A 19,348-nucleotide genomic window follows, 5' to 3' on the forward strand; every position below is an offset into this window, starting at 1 on the left:
TCTGTCCCAGTCCTTTTTTGGATCAAGGCAGACTGCTGCAATGTCTATCTATTTTAATAATAGGTGCAGTTCGCAGGCGATACTGCCCAATGGAAGTATACCAAAATCAACGGGCTTGTACCAACACATTAGCCCAATTCGATATCGGCAGAATAGATTTTTTTAATGCCTTCGTTCGTTTCTAAAAGCAGAACGCCTTCATCATCTATACCTAACGCCTTACCGTAAAAGGTTCCGTTTAACGTTCTGGCTCTCATATTAGTGCCAATACCGAGCGCATAGCTTTCCCATAAAAGCTTAATCGGCGTAAATCCGTGCGTCATATAATCCCGGTACCGTTTCTCAAAGCATAGTAAAATATGCTGGATGACGCCGGCCCGATCAATTTTTTCCCCAGCAGCTTGGCTGAGGCTTGTCGCGATGTCCTTCAATTCTTCTGGAAAATCATTAGGCTGCTGGTTAACGTTAATGCCGATCCCAATGATCACTGAACGTACGCGGTCTTCTTCAGCCTGCATTTCCGTTAGGATGCCGACTGTTTTTTTTCCGTTAATCAAAATATCATTTGGCCATTTAATATCCGTTTGGATGCCTGCTGCCTCTTCTATTCCCTGCACAACAGCTACTGCAGCAAGCAGAGTCAGCTGCGGTGTTTTTTGGAGCGGAATGTCAGGCCGCAAAATCAGGCTCATCCAAACGCCGTTTCCTTCTTGAGAATGCCATACCCTAGACATTCGGCCCCTTCCGGCAGTTTGTTTGTCAGCCACCACGAGGGTGCCTTCCGGTGCGTTATTATTCGCGAGCTCATGAGCCGTTTTTTGCGTGCTTGAAAGAACGTCATGGTAAATAAGATGCTGGCCCATCACTTCCGTTTTTAATCCAAAACGAATTTCGCTTTCACTGAGTTTTCCGGGCTTTTTGATGAGCCGATATCCTTTTCTTCTAACGGCTTCTACTTCATAACCCTCTTTCCGAAGCTCTTCAATATGCTTCCACACAGCAGTTCTTGAACAGCCGAGAGCATCACTGATTTTTTGGCCGGAAATAAATTCATTGCCGGCCTGAGAAAATAATTCAATAAGGTCTTTTCTTAATGTTGACCGCATGTCTTCAGCCACTCCTCTATGTGTTTCTTTTGATTGGAGAGCTTCCCTGTCACAACAGCCTGCTCGATCCGCTGTAATTCTTCCGACACCCATTTTCCGGCCGGCCGGTTTCGAAGCGCAAGCAAGTCCTTACCCGTGATATCAAGATCCTTAAGGCTTTTGATCGGCAGGTTTTGATAAGCGTACTGAATGTCCTTCAGTTTCTTTTCATCCAGTTTTTCGTTTTGCCGAAGCTGCGATATTTTGGCCGCTGAGAGCAGTGCTTTTTCCCCAGCTCTGTACATTGTCATTACGTCAAGGCTCTGGCCAAACGTATCGGCAATGTGAATGGCTTCCTTGATCACTTTTCCCGGGAGCTTCCAACCCTTCAGGAAAAGCGGCGCGTCTTTCAAGACTATGCCAAGGTTAATTAAAAGAGCAGCCCAAAGCTCCTCACGGGATGTTAAAGAGAAGAATGGAAACTCACTCGTTGAAATCAGGTTTTCTCGTTTATGATAAAAACCAGGAAGCTCTTCATACAATCTCGTTTGAATGAGTGTTTGAAGCGCCTGGCGAGAAGCTCTTCCCTGCAGCAATTTCTCGAACTCTATAGTTTTTCGTTCGACTGAAACATGGGAGAGGAGTGATTTTTCTTTCGCAATGGCTTCTTCTGTTTCCGGTGAAAGCGTAAAGCCAAGCTGGCTCATAAAGCGTACGGCTCTCAGCATACGAAGCGCATCCTCTTGAAATCTATCCTCAGGCTTTCCAACGGTTCGAATCACTTTCTGATCAATATCTTTCTTGCCGCCAAAATAATCAAGCACCTTCCCATCCGCTGTCATGGCCATCGCATTGATCGTTAAATCTCTGCGTTTTAGATCCTCTTCTAATGATGAGATAAATTGCACTTCTGACGGTCTTCTGAAATCAACATAATCAGATTCAGTCCGGAATGTCGTGACTTCATAGGTTTCATCCTCCCAGAGCACAATAATGGTCCCGTGCTCTTTGCCTACATCAACAGTCCGCTGAAACAGCCGTTCTACTTGATCAGGTGCCGCATCTGTCGCGATATCGACATCTCCGATCGTTCGTTTCATATAGCTGTCACGAACTGCGCCCCCGACAAAATAAGCCTGATGGCCTGCTTCGATTAAGATGCGGAGCACGGGAAGTGCTTTGATAAAAACTTTTTCCATGTAATCACTCCGGTTCTGCTAAATCGGCATAAATCTGTTCATACTGGCTGACAATTTTTTTGGAAGAAAATTCATTTTCAAGCATCTCTATTGCCGCCTTTGTAAAACGATTGCTTAGCTGTTCATCTTCTAAAATGCTCATCGCGCGGGCTGTTGCGGCCCCAACATCACCGACGTCCACCAAAAATCCGCTCACATTGTTTTTAATAACCTCAGGGATACCGCCAATATTTGTTCCAATACAAGGCACTCCGCAAGCCATCGCTTCAAGCAGGACAAGGCCAAAGCTTTCTTTTTCAGATAGCAGCAGCTTCAAATCGCTAATAGAATAAAGCTCTTCAACACGGTCTTGATTTCCAAGCATTAAGACTTGGTCTTCCAAGCCATATTTTCTGATAAGCTCGCAGGCTGTCGATTTCTCCGGACCGTCTCCGACTAAAAGCAGCTTCGCTTTCGTTTTGCCAGCGATATTGCGGAACACACGGATGACATCCTGCACGCGTTTAACCTTTCTAAAGTTGGACACATGGATGACGACTTTTTCATCTGGTAAAATTCCATGTTTCTCTTTAATCACCGCTGTGTTTTTCTTCAGATACACGCGCTCGTCTATAAAGTTATAAATCGTTTCAATTTTTTTCTCCGGTTTAATTAAATCGTACGTTTCAGCCGCAAGCGCTGAGGAGACTGCCGTCACTCTGTCTGATGACTCAATAGCAAAACGGATCAGATCTTTTAGAGACGGATCATAACCTAACACCGTGATATCCGTGCCATGCAAAGTTGTAACAATGCCGATATTGCGTTTCAGCATTTGTTTTGCAAGATAGGCGCAAACGGCATGCGGAAGAGCATAGTGAGCATGGATAATGTCTAAATTCTCCCGTTCCGCCACCTCAGCGATTTTGCTTGCCAATGTCAAATCATACGGAGGATATTTAAAAACAGCATATTGATTAACCTCAACTTCATGAAAATGAATATTGGGATGATATGTATTCAGTCTAAACGGAATGCTTGATGTGATGAAATGGATTTCATGTCCCTTTTCAGCAAGCTGCTTCCCCAGTTCTGTCGCAATGATACCTGAGCCTCCAACGCTCGGATAGCATGTGATTCCTACTTTTAGTTTTCTCATTGTTCGCCCCCAAGCACATCATGATCAAGCATCAGCATCCGTTTGGAAAAGAAACCTTCGGCATACTCCACGCCCGCTTCTTTACCGTAAAGCTTTTCTCTCGCTTCAACGATCTCGATATAACCATTCGTCAGAGGAGTAGAAACTGAATCCTTTGACGGGATAAACTGGCTTTTGTAGGCGTTGAGGCTTTGTTTCTTTGCCTCTATTGTATCCGAGATATCAATGACAAAATCCGGCTGATGAAAACCATTTATCATATAATAGTAAACCTTGCTGACTTTATGCGCCGGAAGGCTTTTTTCATCTTTATATTTATGGATTCCGGCGGAAAAGATCGCTTCTTCCACCAGTGCAGCCGCATTGCCGTGATCCGGATGGCGATCCTTTTTATACGGCATAAAAACCGCTTTTGGGCGGCAGGTTCTGATGACAGTGACAATCGACCGAATTGCCTGATCACTCATTATTAGGCCGCGGTCTGGAAGCGTCAGCTGAATTCTTTTATCTGCGCCTAATATGCGGGCTGCTTCAGCTGCTTCTTCTTTACGTAAACTGACCGTACCGTTAGAAGAGAGTTCCGCTTCTGTCAAGTCGCATATCATTACTTTTTTTCCCTGTTTGACAAACTTCGCTATTGTGCCGCCCATTCCGATCTCGACATCATCACTGTGGGCGCCAAAAGCAAGAACGTCAGCATTATACATTCGGCTCTTCTCCCCGAAGAAGGTCACGGAATTCGAAAACACCTTCATCAAGTGTGCGGACAAGAATTTCCGCAGTACCCATATTTGTGGCGAGCGGAATGGAATACACATCACATAACCGGATTAATGCCGAGACATCCGGTTCATGCGGCTGCGCGGTCAGCGGGTCGCGCAAAAAAATGACAAGATCGAGTGCATTGGCAGCGATCAATGCACCGATTTGCTGGTCTCCCCCTAAAGGGCCGGATTGAAAACGTTCAATTTGAAGACCTGTCGCCTCTTGAATTTTCAACCCTGTGGTTCCGGTTGCGTATAGATCATGATTCTTTAAAATATCCCGATAGGCAATCGTAAATTGAACCATGTCCTGTTTTTTCTTGTCATGCGCGATCAAAGCAATTTTCATTGTTTATCCCCCCGTCTAATCAATGATATTTTCTAAACCGTACACAAGCTGATCAATCTTCATGACTTGTTCGACTGACAGTTTAACGCCTGACATGAAAGAAGCGCGGTTATAAGAATCATGGCGTATCTGAAGCGTTTGGCCATCCATGCCGAACATGACCTCCTGATGCGCGATCAGTCCCGGAAGACGGACGCTGTGCAAGCGAATGCCGTTTTGCTCCGCTCCTCTTGCTCCTGGGAGAATTTCTTTTTCATCCGGATGTCCTTGCTGCTTTTCTTTACGGACTTCTGAAATCATTTCCGCTGTTTTAAGCGCAGTTCCGCTTGGTGCGTCAAGCTTCTGGTCATGATGAAGCTCAATAATCTCAACATCCTCAAAATAGTTGGCAGCCATTTTTGAAAATTTCATCATCAGTATCGCACCGAGCGCAAAATTTGGCGCGATGATGGCTCCGATCCCTTTTTCTTCTGTTAAAGACGTGAGCTCTTTTAAATCAGCTTCTGAGAAACCGGTTGTTCCGACAACTGGACGGACTCCGTGCTCTAATGCAATTTTTGTATGTACTTTTCCGATTTCGGGCGTTGTTAAATCAATCAAGACATCCGGTTGTGTTTCTGTAAAGCAGGCATGGATATCTGTGTAAATTAAAGCATCTGACTCAACAGGCATCACATCAGATAATTTTTGCTGATCGTATGTATGGTATATGGCCCCGACAAGGTCAAAATGAGGTGTTCGTTCTGCCAATTTAACAGCTTCCTGCCCCATTCTTCCGCGCGGTCCCGCAATGACTACTTTAATTGTTTCGTTTGACATCTTGATCTCCTCTACTTTCCTTCTTCTTTTCTGGTCCAGCGATCTTTATCTCTTGTATTAAATTTATGCATGACTCGGTCGTGAGCTTCCTCTAAAGAGATATCAAGAGAGTTGGCTAAACAAACCAATACAAATAGCACATCGCCCATTTCCTCTTCCATGCTTTTATCATCTTCAGTCGCTTTTTTTGGTTTTTCTCCATAACGGTGATTCACTTCTCTGGCAAGCTCGCCCAGTTCTTCAGTCAGCCTCGCCATCATGGCCAGCGGGCTAAAATATCCTTCTTTAAATTGGCCGATGTAACGGTCTACTTCAGCCTGTATGTCTTTCATTGTTTTATCACTCACTGAACGAAACCTCCTATCATCCTCTTACATGTTAGCTAATTCAGATACGTTTGACAAATGTTTAAGCACGTTTGCTGTTTTCTTTTTCATCCACTATAATATAAACGCTATCTAATGGAAGGAAAAGGGGTTTTGTGTGATGCTTGGAGAAATTAGATTAAAAAACATATTTTTTATTTTAATCGGAGCGGCAATTTTTTCATTTGGCTTGGTTCATTTCAATATGCAGAACAATCTGGCTGAGGGCGGTTTTACAGGTATTACACTTTTGCTTTATGCCCTTTTCCACATCAGCCCCTCTATCTCGAACCTGGTGTTGAACATTCCGATTTTTTTTATTGGCTGGCGTTTGCTCGGCAGGACAATGTTTGTTTATACCCTTGTCGGCACTGTAGCCTTGTCTTTGTTCCTCAGCATCTTTCAGCGATATGAAATCCATATGCCCCTTCAGCACGACTTAGCGCTCGCCGCTTTATTTGCCGGCGTATTCATCGGAGCCGGACTGGGAATTATTTTTAAGTTCGGCGGTACGACAGGCGGTGTTGATATCATCGCACGTTTAGTGAATAAGTATTTTGGGATCCCGATGGGCAGAACGATGTTTGCTTTCGATGCTTGCGTCATCATTTTGTCTTTGCTTACTTATCTCTCCTATAAAGAAGCAATGTATACGCTGGTAGCTGTATTTGTAGCGGCAAGATTAATCGATTTTATTCAGGAAGGCGGATACGCTGCTAAAGGCGCTACGATCATCTCTTCGAAAAACGACCTGATTCAGAAAAAGATTCTTGAAGAAATGGAACGGGGCGTCACCATTTTGAAAGGACAAGGTTCCTACACAAAAGAGGATATAGATGTACTTTATTGTGTGGTGCCGAAAAACGAATTGGTGATGCTGAAAAGCGTGATTAACTCCATTGATCCCCATGCCTTTGTAGCGGTAAGCGATGTTCACGATGTGCTCGGAGAAGGATTTACGCTTGATGAAAATAAAAATCCGCTTCCGCGCTGACATGTAATAGAAAAAAGGCGGCTGACCGCCGCCCCTCATCCTTATTTAGGGTAGTCCCTTTTTTTCAGCTTGTTTTTTTCCGCCTTGTACTTTCTGTAACCGACATAGGTAAGAGCAGTAATGATGATACTGCCGGTTGTAATCATCACCCAGAGTAAAGACGGATCGGCATCATCCTCCTCCACCCTGTCAAACACATTTTTCAGGTCATGCTGAAGAAGGGAAAGCCGTTCAAGCTTTGTGCTCTCTGTCATTTGCTGAAATTCCTCTTGCTCAATAACATCTATATGTTTTCCGACTGTTTCAAGCTGATCCTCTGATACATCGATTGTAAGACTGGGGTAAATCAAGTCATATAAACTGATAAATTCATTCCATTTTTCATGAAAGCTTGTGCTTCCATTCTTCTGGACATCTCGCTTCAGCTCAGTAAAAGCTTCCATAATCGGTTTTTCCAGTGAGCCCCAAAGCGGGTCCGACCGATTGTCAACCGCATCCATCAGCATTCTGAACTGCGCGGCTGCTCTGAGTTTTTGTGTGTCTGATGTATCAGCTTGCTTTAAACTCCGAACCATATCATTATAGCCCAATGTGATTTGACGGATTTGGGCTCCCGTTAGCATGGGGTCTTGCTGTTTTTTCTCAGCGGATTTTAATGTTTTTTCAAAATACTCCAAGACTTGAAGCGCCTCTTCATATTTCGCCTGTCGGGTCATTTGAAAGACTGTATCGGATAAATCATTCAATTCCTCGAGGCTTCCCCGCTCTGCAGCCTTGGCATTTCCATTATAAAAAATAAGTGCAATCAACAAACAGATCGTCAGCTTTCGTTTCATGCAGGTCCCTCCCACTCTCTCTCCTTACAGAATATGAAGAAAGGGACAAGGATAGACCAACATTGTCTTTACATCAGCTCAAGCTTCGTTTGCTTTTTTGAGACCACAAGAAAGTAAGCAAGCCCGATTGAAAAGATGCTTAGCCAAAATGTTCCGTATCCTATTTCAGTCATATAATCAGAAAGCATAGAGTATTGCGGCATCATATCAAACAAGTAGTCAATGACATCGTTATGCAGTGTCCAGACTGCAGCAATTGCAAGATGCCAAAATGAAAAACGAAAATACGGACTGTATAATACGCCTTGAACTGCCATTGCAAAATGCGAAGCAATTAGCATGTAGCCCTCCCACGGCAAGTCACCAGTTACTGCAAGCACAAGAAAATTCATAGCCACCGCCCATAGGCCATACTTTACGAGGGTAACTAGCGCAAGCGCCTCAAAGAGCGGAGCATTCCGTTTCATGAGAAAGGCAAGCAGCACAAACAGAAAGAAAAACGTTGCTGTCGGACTGTCCGGAACAAAAATCAGGAAACGGGCCGGTGTCTCCAAAAGCTGCGGCAAGTACCAATAGTAGCCGTAAACCGTTCCTAGAAAATTAATGGCTAAGACAAGAATAAGCATCGGCCGCTGCCCTAATACATATTGAAACCATTTCACATCGAATCAACTCTCAGTCTGTAAAAATAATATGTCCATATAAAAAAGCTGACGCCGGGTCAGCTTTTGATAATAAAAGTATATCCTTCCATTTGACAATTCACAATACGTTATTTTGCGGTTGTTTCAGAAATAAATTTTGCAAGTTCTTCGAGCTGTTTATCATTTCCTTTGAACACACCCGCCGGCATTTTGCCTTTCCCTTCTACAGCGATTTTTTTGATTTCTTCCGGTTTCAGCCCGCTGTCAACCAATGAAGGCCCAGCCGCTCCTCCCTGAAGGTTATCCCCATGGCAAGAAATACAGCCCTGTTCCTTAAAGACCTTATATCCTTCTGCATTGGTGTCAATGTCGGCTTCTTTTGTGATTTTCCCCTGTTCCTCTGCCTTGGCCCAATCATGAGTAGCAACTGACTGCCACGTCAAAAATACAGCAGCGGAAATGGCCAGAAGCATCATACCGACAGCGACCGGACGCTTCCACGGCCTTCTTTCTGTCCCTCTGTCCAGGAATGGAGCCAAAAGCAGGGCCCCAAAAGCGAGACCTGGCATAATCATGGCGCCGACCACTGTAAAGCTTCCGGCGGCGTATTCATACTTCAACAGCTGGTATAAGAAAAGAAAATACCAATCCGGCAGCGGAATATAACCAGTATCAGTCGGGTCCGCCATCCGCTCCAAAGGCGGCTGATGCACAATCGTCAAAACGAGAAAACCGATGAGAAAGACAGCTCCAACCATCCATTCCTTTAACAAGAAATTTGGCCAGAAAGCCTCTGTTTTACCCGGATACTCCGAATAATCCTTCGGTATATTCGGCTTTTTTTCAGCCGGTATCCTTGAGTCGCCTACAAATTTCATCCCTTTGCCCCGGTGCATGTCATCCCCTCCCTTTTATTCGCAGATCAAGAGTTTAAAGCGGTCCTGAAATCCCCTGCTTCCGGATCATAATAAAATGTGCAGCCATCAGCCCGAACAATGCGGCAGGAAGAAAAAATACATGGATCGCAAAAAACCTAGTCAGCGTTTGGGCGCCTACAATATCCGGATGCCCTGCAAGGAGCGTTTTAACTTGCGTTCCGATCAAAGGCGTGGCTTCGGCGATCTGCAGCCCGACTTTTGTTGCAAACAGAGCCTTCATATCCCAAGGAAGCAAGTAGCCTGTAAAGCCAAGACCGAGCATAACAAAGAAGATCAGCACACCGACAATCCAGTTCAGCTCGCGCGGTTTTTTATACGCGCCTTGGAAAAAGACCCTCAGCGTATGTAAAAACATCATCACAATGACCAGGCTCGCACCCCAGTGGTGCATCCCCCTGACAATCTGGCCGAATGCCACTTCATTTTGCAAATAATATACCGATTCCCAGGCATTTTTGATATCAGGCACATAATACATCGTTAAAAACATTCCAGATAATACTTGGATAACGGTTACAAAAAACGTCAGTCCCCCAAAGCAATACACAAACGCAGAGAAATGATGGGCGGGATTCACATGTTCCGGTACTTCGTGATCGGCAATATCCCTCCACATCGGTGTAATATCAAGCCGCTCGTCTACCCAGTCATAAATTTTGTTCAGCATGTCACCCTTCCCCCTTAGGCTTTGCTTTTCCAAGATACAGGAAGCCGTCTTTTACTTCTTGCTCATAATGATCAAGAGGCGCAAGCGGCGGCGTGCCAGGGACATTGGTGCCGTCCTTTTCATAGAGTCCGTAATGGCATGGACAAAAGAATTTATTCGGGTTTTTAGGATCACTATTCCAGTTCACCGTACACCCTAAATGCTTACAAATTGGCGAAAGTGCTACAATTTCATCCCCGTTTTTGAAGACCCAGGCTGATCTTGACTCTTCTGACTCATACCAGGCATCGACTTGATTAATTTTAAAATCAAAGCGCTGCGGCTCTTTTGTCAACTCATCAACGCTGACAACCTGAACCATATCCTGCTTCCCTGTCGATTTTAATACCGGGTCGAGTGCGAAGCGAACCATAGGCATGAGCATACTAGCCGCCATAAAACCTCCTACGCCTGTGAGCGTGTAATTCAAAAATTGACGTCTGGATATATCATGTTTTCCGCCCATCTCTTCTCCCCCCTCTAGGTCACCCCTGCAAACTGACTAAAATAGAAAATATTGCAATAACTCTAGACACCCTCATAATATATGAATCTCTCAGCAAGGTCAATATAGCCAAAATATTGTTTATAAGGAAATGTAAGTGTTTTTATGAAGTGCTCCATAACTGTAACAAAACGTTCAAAATTTCAGCAGTGCGTTCATCCAATATTTTTCTTTTTAAAGAGTCATTTAAATGCTCTAATGGAACAGACGGTGTAACAATCATTTTGCCTAACGCCTCCTCAGCTCTCCAACTTTCGTCAGATGTGAGCAGGACAACATGCGGAAATTCCGTTATCAGCTCTTCCCGCAAATCCTTAAGCCCTTGAACGGTTATTTCATTTCTATCAACATATGTATAAGGCGGAAGTAAATATACCCGTCCCTTTAATTGCCTTTCAAGTTCTTCTGAGATCAGCTGCGTAAACTCGCCTTTCTCCGCCGCCATTTTAAAATGGTTATTAACCCTTATGTTAATTAATGGTATGACAGCGGTATCAATGTAATCCTTAGCTTGTAAATAGTCCTTGGCATCAGTGATTCTCCACCTCATCGTTCTCCCCCTTTACGGCAACAAGCCTTGCAATTCACTGCAAGGCTGGTCATATTATGTGAGCTGATTTAATTGGCGCGATAATTGTTCAAATGCCTCTTTATCATGACGATCTAACGCGTCGTCAATGTCTTTTAATAATTTTTCTCTTTGGAATGTGGAAATAGCGTGCTCTAAAATCTGTTCCGCCAATCCCTGATCTTTTTTATTCTCAAAAAGATCTTTCGGAATATGCGGGTTGGACTCCAGCACCGCCGCATATTCAGGTGAGCTGTAAGCCGAACGGAAATTAAGCTGGATAAACAAATCCTGCTGTTTATTTAATCTAATATCATGAAAAGATTTTTCCGCGTCGGTAGTCATGACATTCTCTTTATAGAACCGGAACGGAACTTCTTCAACACAATGTGTTGACATTATAATGCCTCTCGGGCAAAATTCAGCCTGCTCCACAAAATGAACCTTCTCCATGAGAGAATCATGGCTCATTAAGTAGTTCAAGATCCAAACGCACTCTCGGCGCTTTAACTGATAATGGTTTAAAAACCAACGGATAAAATCTTTTTTCTCATTGACAGAAACAGGGGTCTGCATGTAATTCCCTCCTCTATCGTTCGTATAATCTATATACTTATATGTTCCACATGAATGGTTAATATTCCTGCTTATCTAGAAAATTCATCCTCGATTCGCAAAATCGTTTCTTCCAGCTCTTCATTGGCTCCGTCCATTTCAAGAACCTTTTTCAAAAGCGGCAGCGCTTCTTTTTGAAGACCTTCTTCTAATAGGAAGCTTGCGTATTCATATAAGAAATCTCTATCCTCCCGGTAATGAAGATAGGCAGCCTCAAAGGATTGTTTTGCTTCCTCGTATTGCTCTAATTCAGTATATGCGCTTGCAAGATACCAATTGTATTTCGGATCTTCTTCACCGTAGCTTCGAACCTCTTGAATAAGATCAATGATCTGATCATAATCCTCTTCTTTGTGATACACGGCAAGAAGTGTATGAAGCGCCTCGACAAAGCCCGGATCAAGCGCAAGCGCCTCCTGAAGCAGCTTTTTCCCCTCTTCTGACTTCCCGATTTTTAAGGCCATTTTGGCGGCATAAAGGAAAAGTTCTTTGTTATATTCATCATATCTGATCCCCTCTTTTGCCGTTTTTAATGCCTCTTCATACATTCCTTCAGCTTCATAGCTTTTCGAGAGCGGCATATAAAGTGAAGTATAAGATGGATCAAGCTCCTTTAAATCAGACAGCTGCTTAATAGCTGTTTTCACAAGCCCCGCCTGTAAGGCTGTAAAACCATAGCCGAAAATCGTATTAGGATCAGGATTCTCATCAACAGCTTTCTCATACCATGGAATGGCATCCTCAAATTCACCTGAGGCACTTAACGATTCTGCCAGTCTTTGATGGACATTAACGCCTCCGATCTCACTCTGCTCCTCAGCCGTTGTTTTAAAATATTGAACCGCTTTTGCATAGGCTCCCTGAGCAAAGTAAAGTTCTCCCAGTGCAAAATCAATAACAGGTTCATTGTCCAGAATGGACTTTGCCTGTAAAAGCTTTTGTTCACTGACTTCGAATAACCCCTGCATCTGATAAAGATCCGCCATAAGCAGCAAACTTTCCGGATATGATGGATCTGTTTCCGGAATAGTCTCCAGCACAGCGAGGGCTTTTTCTTCTTCGTCAATATCTATTAAAAGTTCAGCGTAGAAATTCGTCAGTTCTGTTTCATTTGGATATAAATCATGTAGATCACTAATCAGTGAAATTGCTTTTTCTACATCGCCCCACTCGTAATAAAGCTGGGCTGCAATGGCTTTATCTTCATCATGCAGCTGTTTTTCAGCCTTCGAGAGTGTGTTGAGGCCTTTTTCTGTTTCACCTGCTTCAACTAATTTTATGGCTTCTTGTATCAATGTATTCAAATCGGACCGGTCCTTTCTTTTCCTATACAACATCAACCATACAAAAAAGCTTTATTTGTTCGGGTTAATCTTATCATAATTCAGACGAATGCCCCCGGCAAATAAGATGCTTCTGTACGGAAGGGAATTATTGAGTCTTATTAGTTTACCAAAAGATCTTGAGATAGAAAATGAAAAAAGGAAGATCGCCCTCTGTACAGTAAAGCAGCTCTTTGACCTGCCGGCTTGTAAGTAAAGCACATCCCCCCTTTTCGTTTTTCTATCCCCTCTATAAGACAAGCTATGTTTTTTCGCCTCGAATTATGATCTGCATAAAAAATCCTGAAGTAAAACTTCAGGATTTTTTCGAAAGCTTATTTAAATGCTCGAAGAAGGTTGGATAAGAAACGTGAATGGCATCCGTGTGCTCGATTTCAATCGGCTCCTCCGTTATACAGGAAGCAATACCAAGCATCATTCCAATTCGATGATCTCCGTGGCTGGACACTGCCGCGCCGCCTTTCAACGTTTGTTTGCCATAAACCTTCATTCCATCTGCTGTCGGTTCAATTTCAGCACCCAGCTTGCGAAGCTCAGAAACAACAGTATCAATGCGGTTTGTTTCTTTCACTTTTAGCTCTGCCGCGTCCTTGATAACGGTGGTTCCTTCCGCCTGAGTCGCAAGAAGCGCGATGATAGGGATCTCATCAATTAAACGCGGAATGATATCTCCTCCGATTTCAACTGCCTTTAGAGATGACGTTTCTATAATCAAATCTCCATAAGGCTCTGCACCGCTATCAGCAGATGGTTTGATTTCAAGTTTTGCCCCCATGTTTTGAAGGACATCAATAATACCTGTCCGAGTCGGATTTAAACCTACGTTTTTCAATACAATTCTGCTGTTTGGAACCATCGCGCCAGCAGCAAGGAAAAACGCGGCTGAAGAAATGTCTCCAGGAACAAAAATATCAGCAGCTGTCAGTTTCTGGCCACCAGCAATGGAAACACTCGTTTGATCTTCAGAAAGCTTAACGCCAAAAGCAGAAAGCATCCGCTCAGTGTGGTCCCGAGATTTATGGGGCTCTGTGACAGTTGTTGTGCCCTCAGCCTGTAATCCGGCCAGCAAAACAGCAGATTTAATTTGCGCGCTTGCAACAGGTGATACATAATCAATTCCTTTTAATGAAGCGCCGCTCACTGACAGCGGTGTAAACTCTCCGCCGGCTCTGCCGTCGATTTTAGCCCCCATTTTTTTCAAAGGCTCAGTCACACGCTTCATTGGGCGCTTCGCAATGCTCTCATCTCCGGCTACCGCGCTGTAAAAAGGACGGCCCGCCAATATTCCGAGCATCAGGCGAATGGTTGTACCTGAATTTCCGACATCTAAAAGGCTTTCTGGCTCTTTCAGGGCATCGATTCCTTTTCCGTGAATCACGACATCGCTGCTGCTTTGCTCAATGTGAACACCCATTTTTCTAAAGCAATCGATCGTGCTCAGACAATCTGCTCCCGGCAGAAAGTTTTTAACTGTTGTTGTGCCTGCCGCTAGCGCGCCAAACATAACAGAGCGGTGAGAAATGGATTTATCACCGGGAATATGTATTTCTCCATGTAAGGTCTGCACCTTTTCTCGTTTCATTTTTTCCACCTCAATCAGCATAAAAAGTTTCATATTCCGCCCGGGCTTCAATGCATTGTTCTGCCCTTTTGCGGTCGTCATCAGACTGAAAACTGATCCTTAAAATCCCGTTAATATCCTCTCGTGTTTCGATAATGCGGATATTCGTGATACTGATGCGCTCCGCAGCTAAGATCGCTGTTATCTCGGATATTACACCCGGATGATCGGGTACATCCACATATAAATCATAAAATGCAGGTATCGCTCCCTTCTGCCGAAGCGGCAGCCCGTCGCGATAATTCTTGGCGGTTTTAAAATAACGAAATAGATTTTTCGCATCTTCTTGTTCTACATATGTACGGATCTTGTCAATTTCACGAATCCACTCATCAAAACGGTCTAAGATTTTATCTTTATTATGTAATAAAATATCCCGCCACATTGCCGGGCTGCTTGATGCAATCCTTGTAATATCTCTGAATCCGCCGGCAGCAAAACGCTTAACAAGCGGATACAGGTTTTCCGAATGATGGGTTTGGTGAACAAGACTGGCTGCTACAATATGCGGAAAATGACTGATTACACTTGTAACACCATCATGCTCCTCTGGCGACATTTCCACAAAATGGGCATTCGTCCCCTTCAGCAGGTTTTTTAACTGTTCCACAGCTTGTTTGTCCGTTTTCTGGCCTGGCGTTAAAATATAAAATGCATTTTCAAACAGGAACTCCTTCGCAGCGGCCACTCCTGATTTATGTGAACCCGCCATCGGATGCCCTCCGACAAACTGATAGCGGCTAGGCAGCACTTGATCAGCGTAATCAACCACTTTTTGCTTTGTGCTTCCTACATCCGTAATCAAAAGCTCATGTTCAATTCCTGAATGAGCCAGCTCTTCAAGCATAACCAGTGTTTGTTCGACAGGTGTCGCAATGATTACTGTAGCTGCCTCTTTCGCACCGCTAATAAACGAATCAGCACGATCGTCTATCACACCTAATTTTAATGCCGCTACCGCCTGTTCATCAGAGATGTCGATTCCGATAATCCGTTTGCCGGGATGATTTTTTTTGATCGCTAGGGCAATCGAACCGCCTATCAATCCGAGACCGGCGAGCAATATTGTATCTTTCATTTGATTCATACGTCATCACCTGGTTTATAGACTAAAGAGGTGATATTTGATCACCTCTTATAAAATTTCAGCTAAAATGGCAAGTATTTCTTCATTTTGCTCTTTTGTTCCGATCGTAATCCGGAGTGATGTCGGGAAACCTAATGCATTTCCTGACCGGACGATATAGCCTTTTTCCAGCAGAGCCTGAAACAGTTCATCAGCAGGACGTTTAAAGTCAATTAACACAAAATTTGTCTGTGAAGGGTAGCACTTTAAACCATGAGTTTTCGCAAAATCATAATACTGCTGAAGGCCTGCATTATTTTGCTCGATACAGGAAGCAATAAACGCTTGATCATCAAGAGCGGCAATCGCCGCAGCCTGGCCCAGACGGCTCGTATTAAACGGCTCTCTCGCCGGCTCAATCTGGCGAATCAGGTTCTCGTCAGCAATTCCGTATCCGACTCTGAGCGCTGCCAGACCGTATGCCTTTGAAAATGTGCGCAAAATCATCAAATTGGAATACTTGCTTAAGAGCGGCACGGTTTCCGGGTAATCCTCTGCTGTTACATATTCATAATATGCTTCGTCAAGAACAACAAGGACACGTGAAGGAACGCGCTCCAGAAATGCGAGTAATTCTCCTTCAGATGTATAAGTGCCAGTCGGATTATTCGGGCTGCATATCCAAACGACTTGTGTCTGTTCGTCGATGGCTTCTAACATGGCGTCTAAATCATGTGAGCCGTCGGGACGAAGTGCAATTTCACGTACTTCAGCACCTTCAATGACCGCATTATGTTTATATTGCGGAAAAGTGGGGGCAGCAGTAACCGTGTTTGTTTTATCGTTTAAAAATGCCCGGCAGATGATCTGTATGATTTCATCAGAACCGTTGCCGAAAATAAGTGATGTTTCGCTGACATTGAGGTGCTTACTGAGCCTTGTCCGCAAAGCGGCGCTATACCCGTCCGGGTAAAGGGCTAGCTGTTGAATCTCATGATGAAGCGCCTCTTTTGCAGCCTCTGAACAGCCGTAAGGATTCTCGTTTGAAGCAAGCTTCACAACTTTATCCAAGCCATATTCTGATTTCACTGCTTCAATCGGCTTTCCAGGCTGATAAGGCTTCAGCTGTTTTAAATGTTCTTTGATACGCAAATCAGTCACCTCATTTTAAACTGTACAAGCCGCTAAACGCCATTGCATAATCCTCAAACTCCTGCAGCGCTTGATTTCTCGTTTCAGCGCTGATGAGCCGGTCCTTTAATTCTTCTATTTTTCTGACGAGCGCACTTCCCACTACGACACCGTCACTAATTTCATTCATCTTTATGACCTGTTCACGGTTTGATATACCGAACCCTACAGCAACCGGAACAGTGCTGAGATTCTTCACTGTCCGAATGAACGGGTACACGGATGAATTGAACTCATTGCGGACACCGGTCACACCCAGAGAAGACACACAGTAGACGAAGCCCTCGGCTTGTTCAATAATGGTTTTCAAACGGCTTTCGCTTGTCGGCGCAACCAAAGAAATATACGTCACCTCATGGCTTTTACATTCCTCTTGAAGGCTGTTGCTTTCTTCTAGTGGCAGATCCGGAACAAGCAGACCGTCAATATGATTTTCCCGCAGTAAAGCGAAAAAGTATTCTTTGTTCAATTGTAACACAGGATTATAATACGTAAAGAGGATAATCGGAAAATTCACTCCGTTTTTTTTCATTTCTCCGCCTAATTCGATTGCCTTTACGATATTCATTCCTTGATCAAGTGCCCGCTTTGAAGCCCGCTGGATCACCGGACCGTCTGCAAGCGGGTCAGAGTATGCAACACCAAGCTCCAATGCTGTGGCGCCTGCTTTTTGGAGTGACTTCGCCAGTTCAATCGAAACCTCAGGAACTGGATCGCCCGCCGTAATAAACGGGATAAACAATTTTTCTGATGGTTGAAGATCCAATTTAAACATGGGCTTTCACCTCTTCTTCCAATACATTCATTAATGTGTTGACATCCTTGTCTCCCCGTCCTGATAAACAGACGAGAATGAGTTGACCGCGATCCATTCCTTTGGCGAGTTTGAATGCTTTTGCTAACGCATGGGCAGATTCGATTGCCGGCAAAATCCCCTCTTTTTCTGACAAAAGCTTTAATGCATCCACCGCTTCTTCATCAGTGATACTGTCATAAGTGACACGGCCGCTCTTATGCAAGTATGCATGCTCCGGACCGATTCCAGGATAGTCGAGACCGGCTGAAATAGAGTAGGGCTCAATAATTTGCCCGAACTCATCCTGAATGAGATAAGTCAATGAACCGTGAATAACCCCTACGGTTCCTTTCGAAATAGTGGCGGCATGAAGAGGCGTATCAATTCCTTTTCCTGCTGCTTCAGCGCCGATCAGTTCAACATCTTCATTTAAAAATGCCTGAAACATACCCATCGCATTGCTTCCTCCGCCTACACATGCCACTACTTTATCAGGCAGAGTGCCTTCAATACGTTTCAACTGATCCTTCGCTTCCTCTCCGATCATTTTTTGAAATTCACGGACCACTTGCGGATAAGGATGCGGGCCGACAACTGATCCAATCATATAAAAGTGATCCTCACAATGTTGAACCCAGTACCGGATCGCCTCATTTGTGGCATCCTTCAATGTTCCGTTTCCGCTTGTTACAGGCACTACCTCCGCTCCAAGAAGCTTCATGCGGAAAACGTTCAGAGACTGGCGGGCAACATCCTCTTCACCCATAAACACAGTACAGGAAAAGCCGAATTTGGCTGCAACTGTTGCAGCGGCAACACCATGCTGGCCGGCACCGGTTTCAGCAATGATTTTCGTTTTGCCCATTTTTTTAGCAAGCAGCGCTTGACCTAGCGCATTATTGATTTTATGAGAACCTGTATGGTTTAAATCTTCTCGTTTCAAATAGATTTTCGCGCCGCCTAAGTATTCAGTGACTCGATCAGCGTATGTTAATGCAGTCGGCCGTCCGGAATAGTCCTTTAACAGCTTATAATACTCTTCACGAAAAGTGGGATCATCCTTGATTTGTTTAAATGCTGTTTCTATTTCATCTAACGGCTGCATGAGTGTTTCCGGAACAAACTTTCCGCCAAAATCACCGTATCTGCCTATTTCATTCGGATATGGATACATATCGGTTCATCCTTTCTTCTAAAAGACTCATCAGATTCTGATCTTTTTGTCCGTTTTTTTCAATTCCGCTGGCAAGGTCAATTCCTTCTGGCTGCCATTTCAATAGGCTGGTGATGCTATCCGGATTCACGCCGCCAGCGATAAAGCAGCGTTTACCAATAGCCGCCTGCTGATATTCCGGCACACATTCCCAAGAAAATGCAACACCAGTTCCGCCTCTATACCCTTTTACAGATGAATCAATCACAAAGCCGTCAACATTATCTTTAAAGCGGGCTATTTCTTGAGTTGTGTTACCTTGATGGTGAAGCGCCTTCCATATTTCACAGCCTGTCAGCTTGCGAAGAGCATCAGCATCCGCCGGTTTTTCATCACCGTGAAGCTGAATGACGTCGAGCTTCAAGCTCTTGGCAATACGTGACATCGTCTCTATTGATTCATTAACAAAAACACCTGCAACCTGTTTTTCGACACGAGCTTGGTTCAGCCATTTTTTCACATCTTCCGGAGATACTTTTCGTTTGCTTTCAGCAAAAATAAATCCTAGGTAATCAGCCTGTGATTCCGCCGCAAGCTGCAAATCCTTTAGTGACCGAATACCGCAATATTTTAATGCCGGTTTCTTCACAACC

22 protein-coding genes are annotated in these 19,348 nt (G+C 44.2%); 1 reads left to right on the forward strand and 21 read right to left on the reverse strand.

From position 1 onward, the window contains the following. Window positions 1-128: 128 nt before the first annotated feature. The 7 genes from MHI44_RS01800 to MHI44_RS01830 are packed head-to-tail and all read right to left on the reverse strand — an operon-like array spanning window position 129 to window position 5,701. On the reverse strand, window positions 129-1,106 hold the full coding sequence (locus tag MHI44_RS01800) for a bifunctional biotin--[acetyl-CoA-carboxylase] synthetase/biotin operon repressor (RefSeq protein ID WP_015714159.1): 978 nt from the start codon (window positions 1,104-1,106) through the stop codon (window positions 129-131). After that, window positions 1,091-2,284, reverse strand: coding sequence for a CCA tRNA nucleotidyltransferase (locus MHI44_RS01805; protein ID WP_014480110.1), 1,194 nt, complete (start codon window positions 2,282-2,284; stop codon window positions 1,091-1,093). Before MHI44_RS01805 ends, MHI44_RS01800 begins: the two co-directional genes overlap by 16 nt. A 4-nt stretch (window positions 2,285-2,288) precedes the next feature. Further along, window positions 2,289-3,422, reverse strand: a complete 1,134-nt coding sequence (gene bshA, locus MHI44_RS01810) for an N-acetyl-alpha-D-glucosaminyl L-malate synthase BshA (protein WP_339202764.1) — start codon at window positions 3,420-3,422, stop codon at window positions 2,289-2,291. Continuing rightward, window positions 3,419-4,129 carry a bacillithiol biosynthesis deacetylase BshB1 gene (gene bshB1, locus MHI44_RS01815; protein WP_014480112.1) on the reverse strand — a complete coding sequence of 237 codons (711 nt, stop codon included), beginning with the start codon at window positions 4,127-4,129 and terminating at the stop codon, window positions 3,419-3,421. The genes bshA and bshB1 overlap by 4 nt, the downstream gene beginning before the upstream one ends. Then, window positions 4,122-4,535, reverse strand: coding sequence for a methylglyoxal synthase (gene mgsA / locus MHI44_RS01820; RefSeq protein ID WP_339202767.1), 414 nt, complete (start codon window positions 4,533-4,535; stop codon window positions 4,122-4,124). The genes bshB1 and mgsA overlap by 8 nt, the downstream gene beginning before the upstream one ends. 15 nt (window positions 4,536-4,550) lie before the next feature. Beyond that, window positions 4,551-5,354 (reverse strand): 4-hydroxy-tetrahydrodipicolinate reductase, encoded by an 804-nt coding sequence (gene dapB, locus MHI44_RS01825; RefSeq protein WP_339202769.1) that lies wholly within the window; start codon window positions 5,352-5,354, stop codon window positions 4,551-4,553. Window positions 5,355-5,365: 11 nt separating this feature from the next. Next, window positions 5,366-5,701 (reverse strand): nucleotide pyrophosphohydrolase, encoded by a 336-nt coding sequence (locus tag MHI44_RS01830; RefSeq protein WP_004398044.1) that lies wholly within the window; start codon window positions 5,699-5,701, stop codon window positions 5,366-5,368. Between the two features lie 139 nt (window positions 5,702-5,840). On the opposite strand from MHI44_RS01830, the gene MHI44_RS01835 reads away from it, so the two are divergent. Continuing rightward, window positions 5,841-6,713 (forward strand): YitT family protein, encoded by an 873-nt coding sequence (locus MHI44_RS01835; protein WP_003230635.1) that lies wholly within the window; start codon window positions 5,841-5,843, stop codon window positions 6,711-6,713. Between the two features lie 41 nt (window positions 6,714-6,754). Here MHI44_RS01835 and ypjB read toward each other — a convergent pair whose 3' ends face one another. The 14 genes from ypjB to MHI44_RS01905 all read right to left on the reverse strand — a co-directional run bounded on the left by ypjB (window position 6,755) and on the right by MHI44_RS01905 (window position 19,344). After that, window positions 6,755-7,549, reverse strand: coding sequence for a sporulation protein YpjB (gene ypjB / locus MHI44_RS01840; protein WP_015251822.1), 795 nt, complete (start codon window positions 7,547-7,549; stop codon window positions 6,755-6,757). Between the two features lie 68 nt (window positions 7,550-7,617). After that, the gene (locus tag MHI44_RS01845; RefSeq protein ID WP_017696530.1) at window positions 7,618-8,211 is read right to left on the reverse strand and encodes a DUF1405 domain-containing protein; all 594 of its coding nucleotides are present in this window, start codon (window positions 8,209-8,211) and stop codon (window positions 7,618-7,620) included. A gap of 110 nt (window positions 8,212-8,321) precedes the next feature. Next, on the reverse strand, window positions 8,322-9,089 hold the full coding sequence (locus MHI44_RS01850) for a menaquinol-cytochrome c reductase cytochrome b/c subunit (RefSeq protein ID WP_004398051.1): 768 nt from the start codon (window positions 9,087-9,089) through the stop codon (window positions 8,322-8,324). A 34-nt stretch (window positions 9,090-9,123) separates the two neighbouring features. Continuing rightward, complete coding sequence (qcrB, locus tag MHI44_RS01855) at window positions 9,124-9,798, reverse strand: menaquinol-cytochrome c reductase cytochrome b subunit (protein WP_003225560.1); 675 nt, start codon at window positions 9,796-9,798, stop codon at window positions 9,124-9,126. A 1-nt stretch (window position 9,799) separates the two neighbouring features. Then, window positions 9,800-10,303: a ubiquinol-cytochrome c reductase iron-sulfur subunit gene (locus MHI44_RS01860; RefSeq protein ID WP_003230627.1), complete on the reverse strand. Its 504-nt coding sequence runs from the start codon at window positions 10,301-10,303 to the stop codon at window positions 9,800-9,802. A gap of 142 nt (window positions 10,304-10,445) precedes the next feature. After that, complete coding sequence (locus tag MHI44_RS01865; protein WP_128480807.1) at window positions 10,446-10,892, reverse strand: YpiF family protein; 447 nt, start codon at window positions 10,890-10,892, stop codon at window positions 10,446-10,448. A 54-nt stretch (window positions 10,893-10,946) separates the two neighbouring features. After that, window positions 10,947-11,486, reverse strand: a complete 540-nt coding sequence (locus MHI44_RS01870) for a ReoY family proteolytic degradation factor (RefSeq protein ID WP_003225551.1) — start codon at window positions 11,484-11,486, stop codon at window positions 10,947-10,949. A gap of 71 nt (window positions 11,487-11,557) precedes the next feature. After that, on the reverse strand, window positions 11,558-12,829 hold the full coding sequence (locus MHI44_RS01875; RefSeq protein ID WP_021481536.1) for a tetratricopeptide repeat protein: 1,272 nt from the start codon (window positions 12,827-12,829) through the stop codon (window positions 11,558-11,560). Window positions 12,830-13,163: 334 nt separating this feature from the next. Further along, window positions 13,164-14,450 (reverse strand): 3-phosphoshikimate 1-carboxyvinyltransferase, encoded by a 1,287-nt coding sequence (aroA, locus tag MHI44_RS01880; protein WP_031315588.1) that lies wholly within the window; start codon window positions 14,448-14,450, stop codon window positions 13,164-13,166. Window positions 14,451-14,460: 10 nt separating this feature from the next. Next, the gene (locus tag MHI44_RS01885) at window positions 14,461-15,576 is read right to left on the reverse strand and encodes a prephenate dehydrogenase (RefSeq protein ID WP_339202773.1); all 1,116 of its coding nucleotides are present in this window, start codon (window positions 15,574-15,576) and stop codon (window positions 14,461-14,463) included. Between the two features lie 48 nt (window positions 15,577-15,624). Beyond that, window positions 15,625-16,707, reverse strand: a complete 1,083-nt coding sequence (hisC, locus tag MHI44_RS01890; RefSeq protein ID WP_029946590.1) for a histidinol-phosphate transaminase — start codon at window positions 16,705-16,707, stop codon at window positions 15,625-15,627. A 10-nt stretch (window positions 16,708-16,717) separates the two neighbouring features. Then, complete coding sequence (gene trpA / locus MHI44_RS01895) at window positions 16,718-17,521, reverse strand: tryptophan synthase subunit alpha (protein ID WP_339202775.1); 804 nt, start codon at window positions 17,519-17,521, stop codon at window positions 16,718-16,720. Further along, a complete protein-coding gene (gene trpB, locus MHI44_RS01900; protein ID WP_339202777.1) occupies window positions 17,514-18,716 on the reverse strand; it encodes a tryptophan synthase subunit beta in 1,203 nt (400 codons plus the stop codon). Before trpB ends, trpA begins: the two co-directional genes overlap by 8 nt. Further along, window positions 18,697-19,344 (reverse strand): phosphoribosylanthranilate isomerase, encoded by a 648-nt coding sequence (locus MHI44_RS01905; RefSeq protein WP_213379464.1) that lies wholly within the window; start codon window positions 19,342-19,344, stop codon window positions 18,697-18,699. Before MHI44_RS01905 ends, trpB begins: the two co-directional genes overlap by 20 nt. Window positions 19,345-19,348: the final 4 nt, after the last annotated feature.

The organism is Bacillus sp. FSL K6-1366, assembly GCF_037976695.1.
Lineage (GTDB): Bacteria > Bacillota > Bacilli > Bacillales > Bacillaceae > Bacillus > Bacillus subtilis.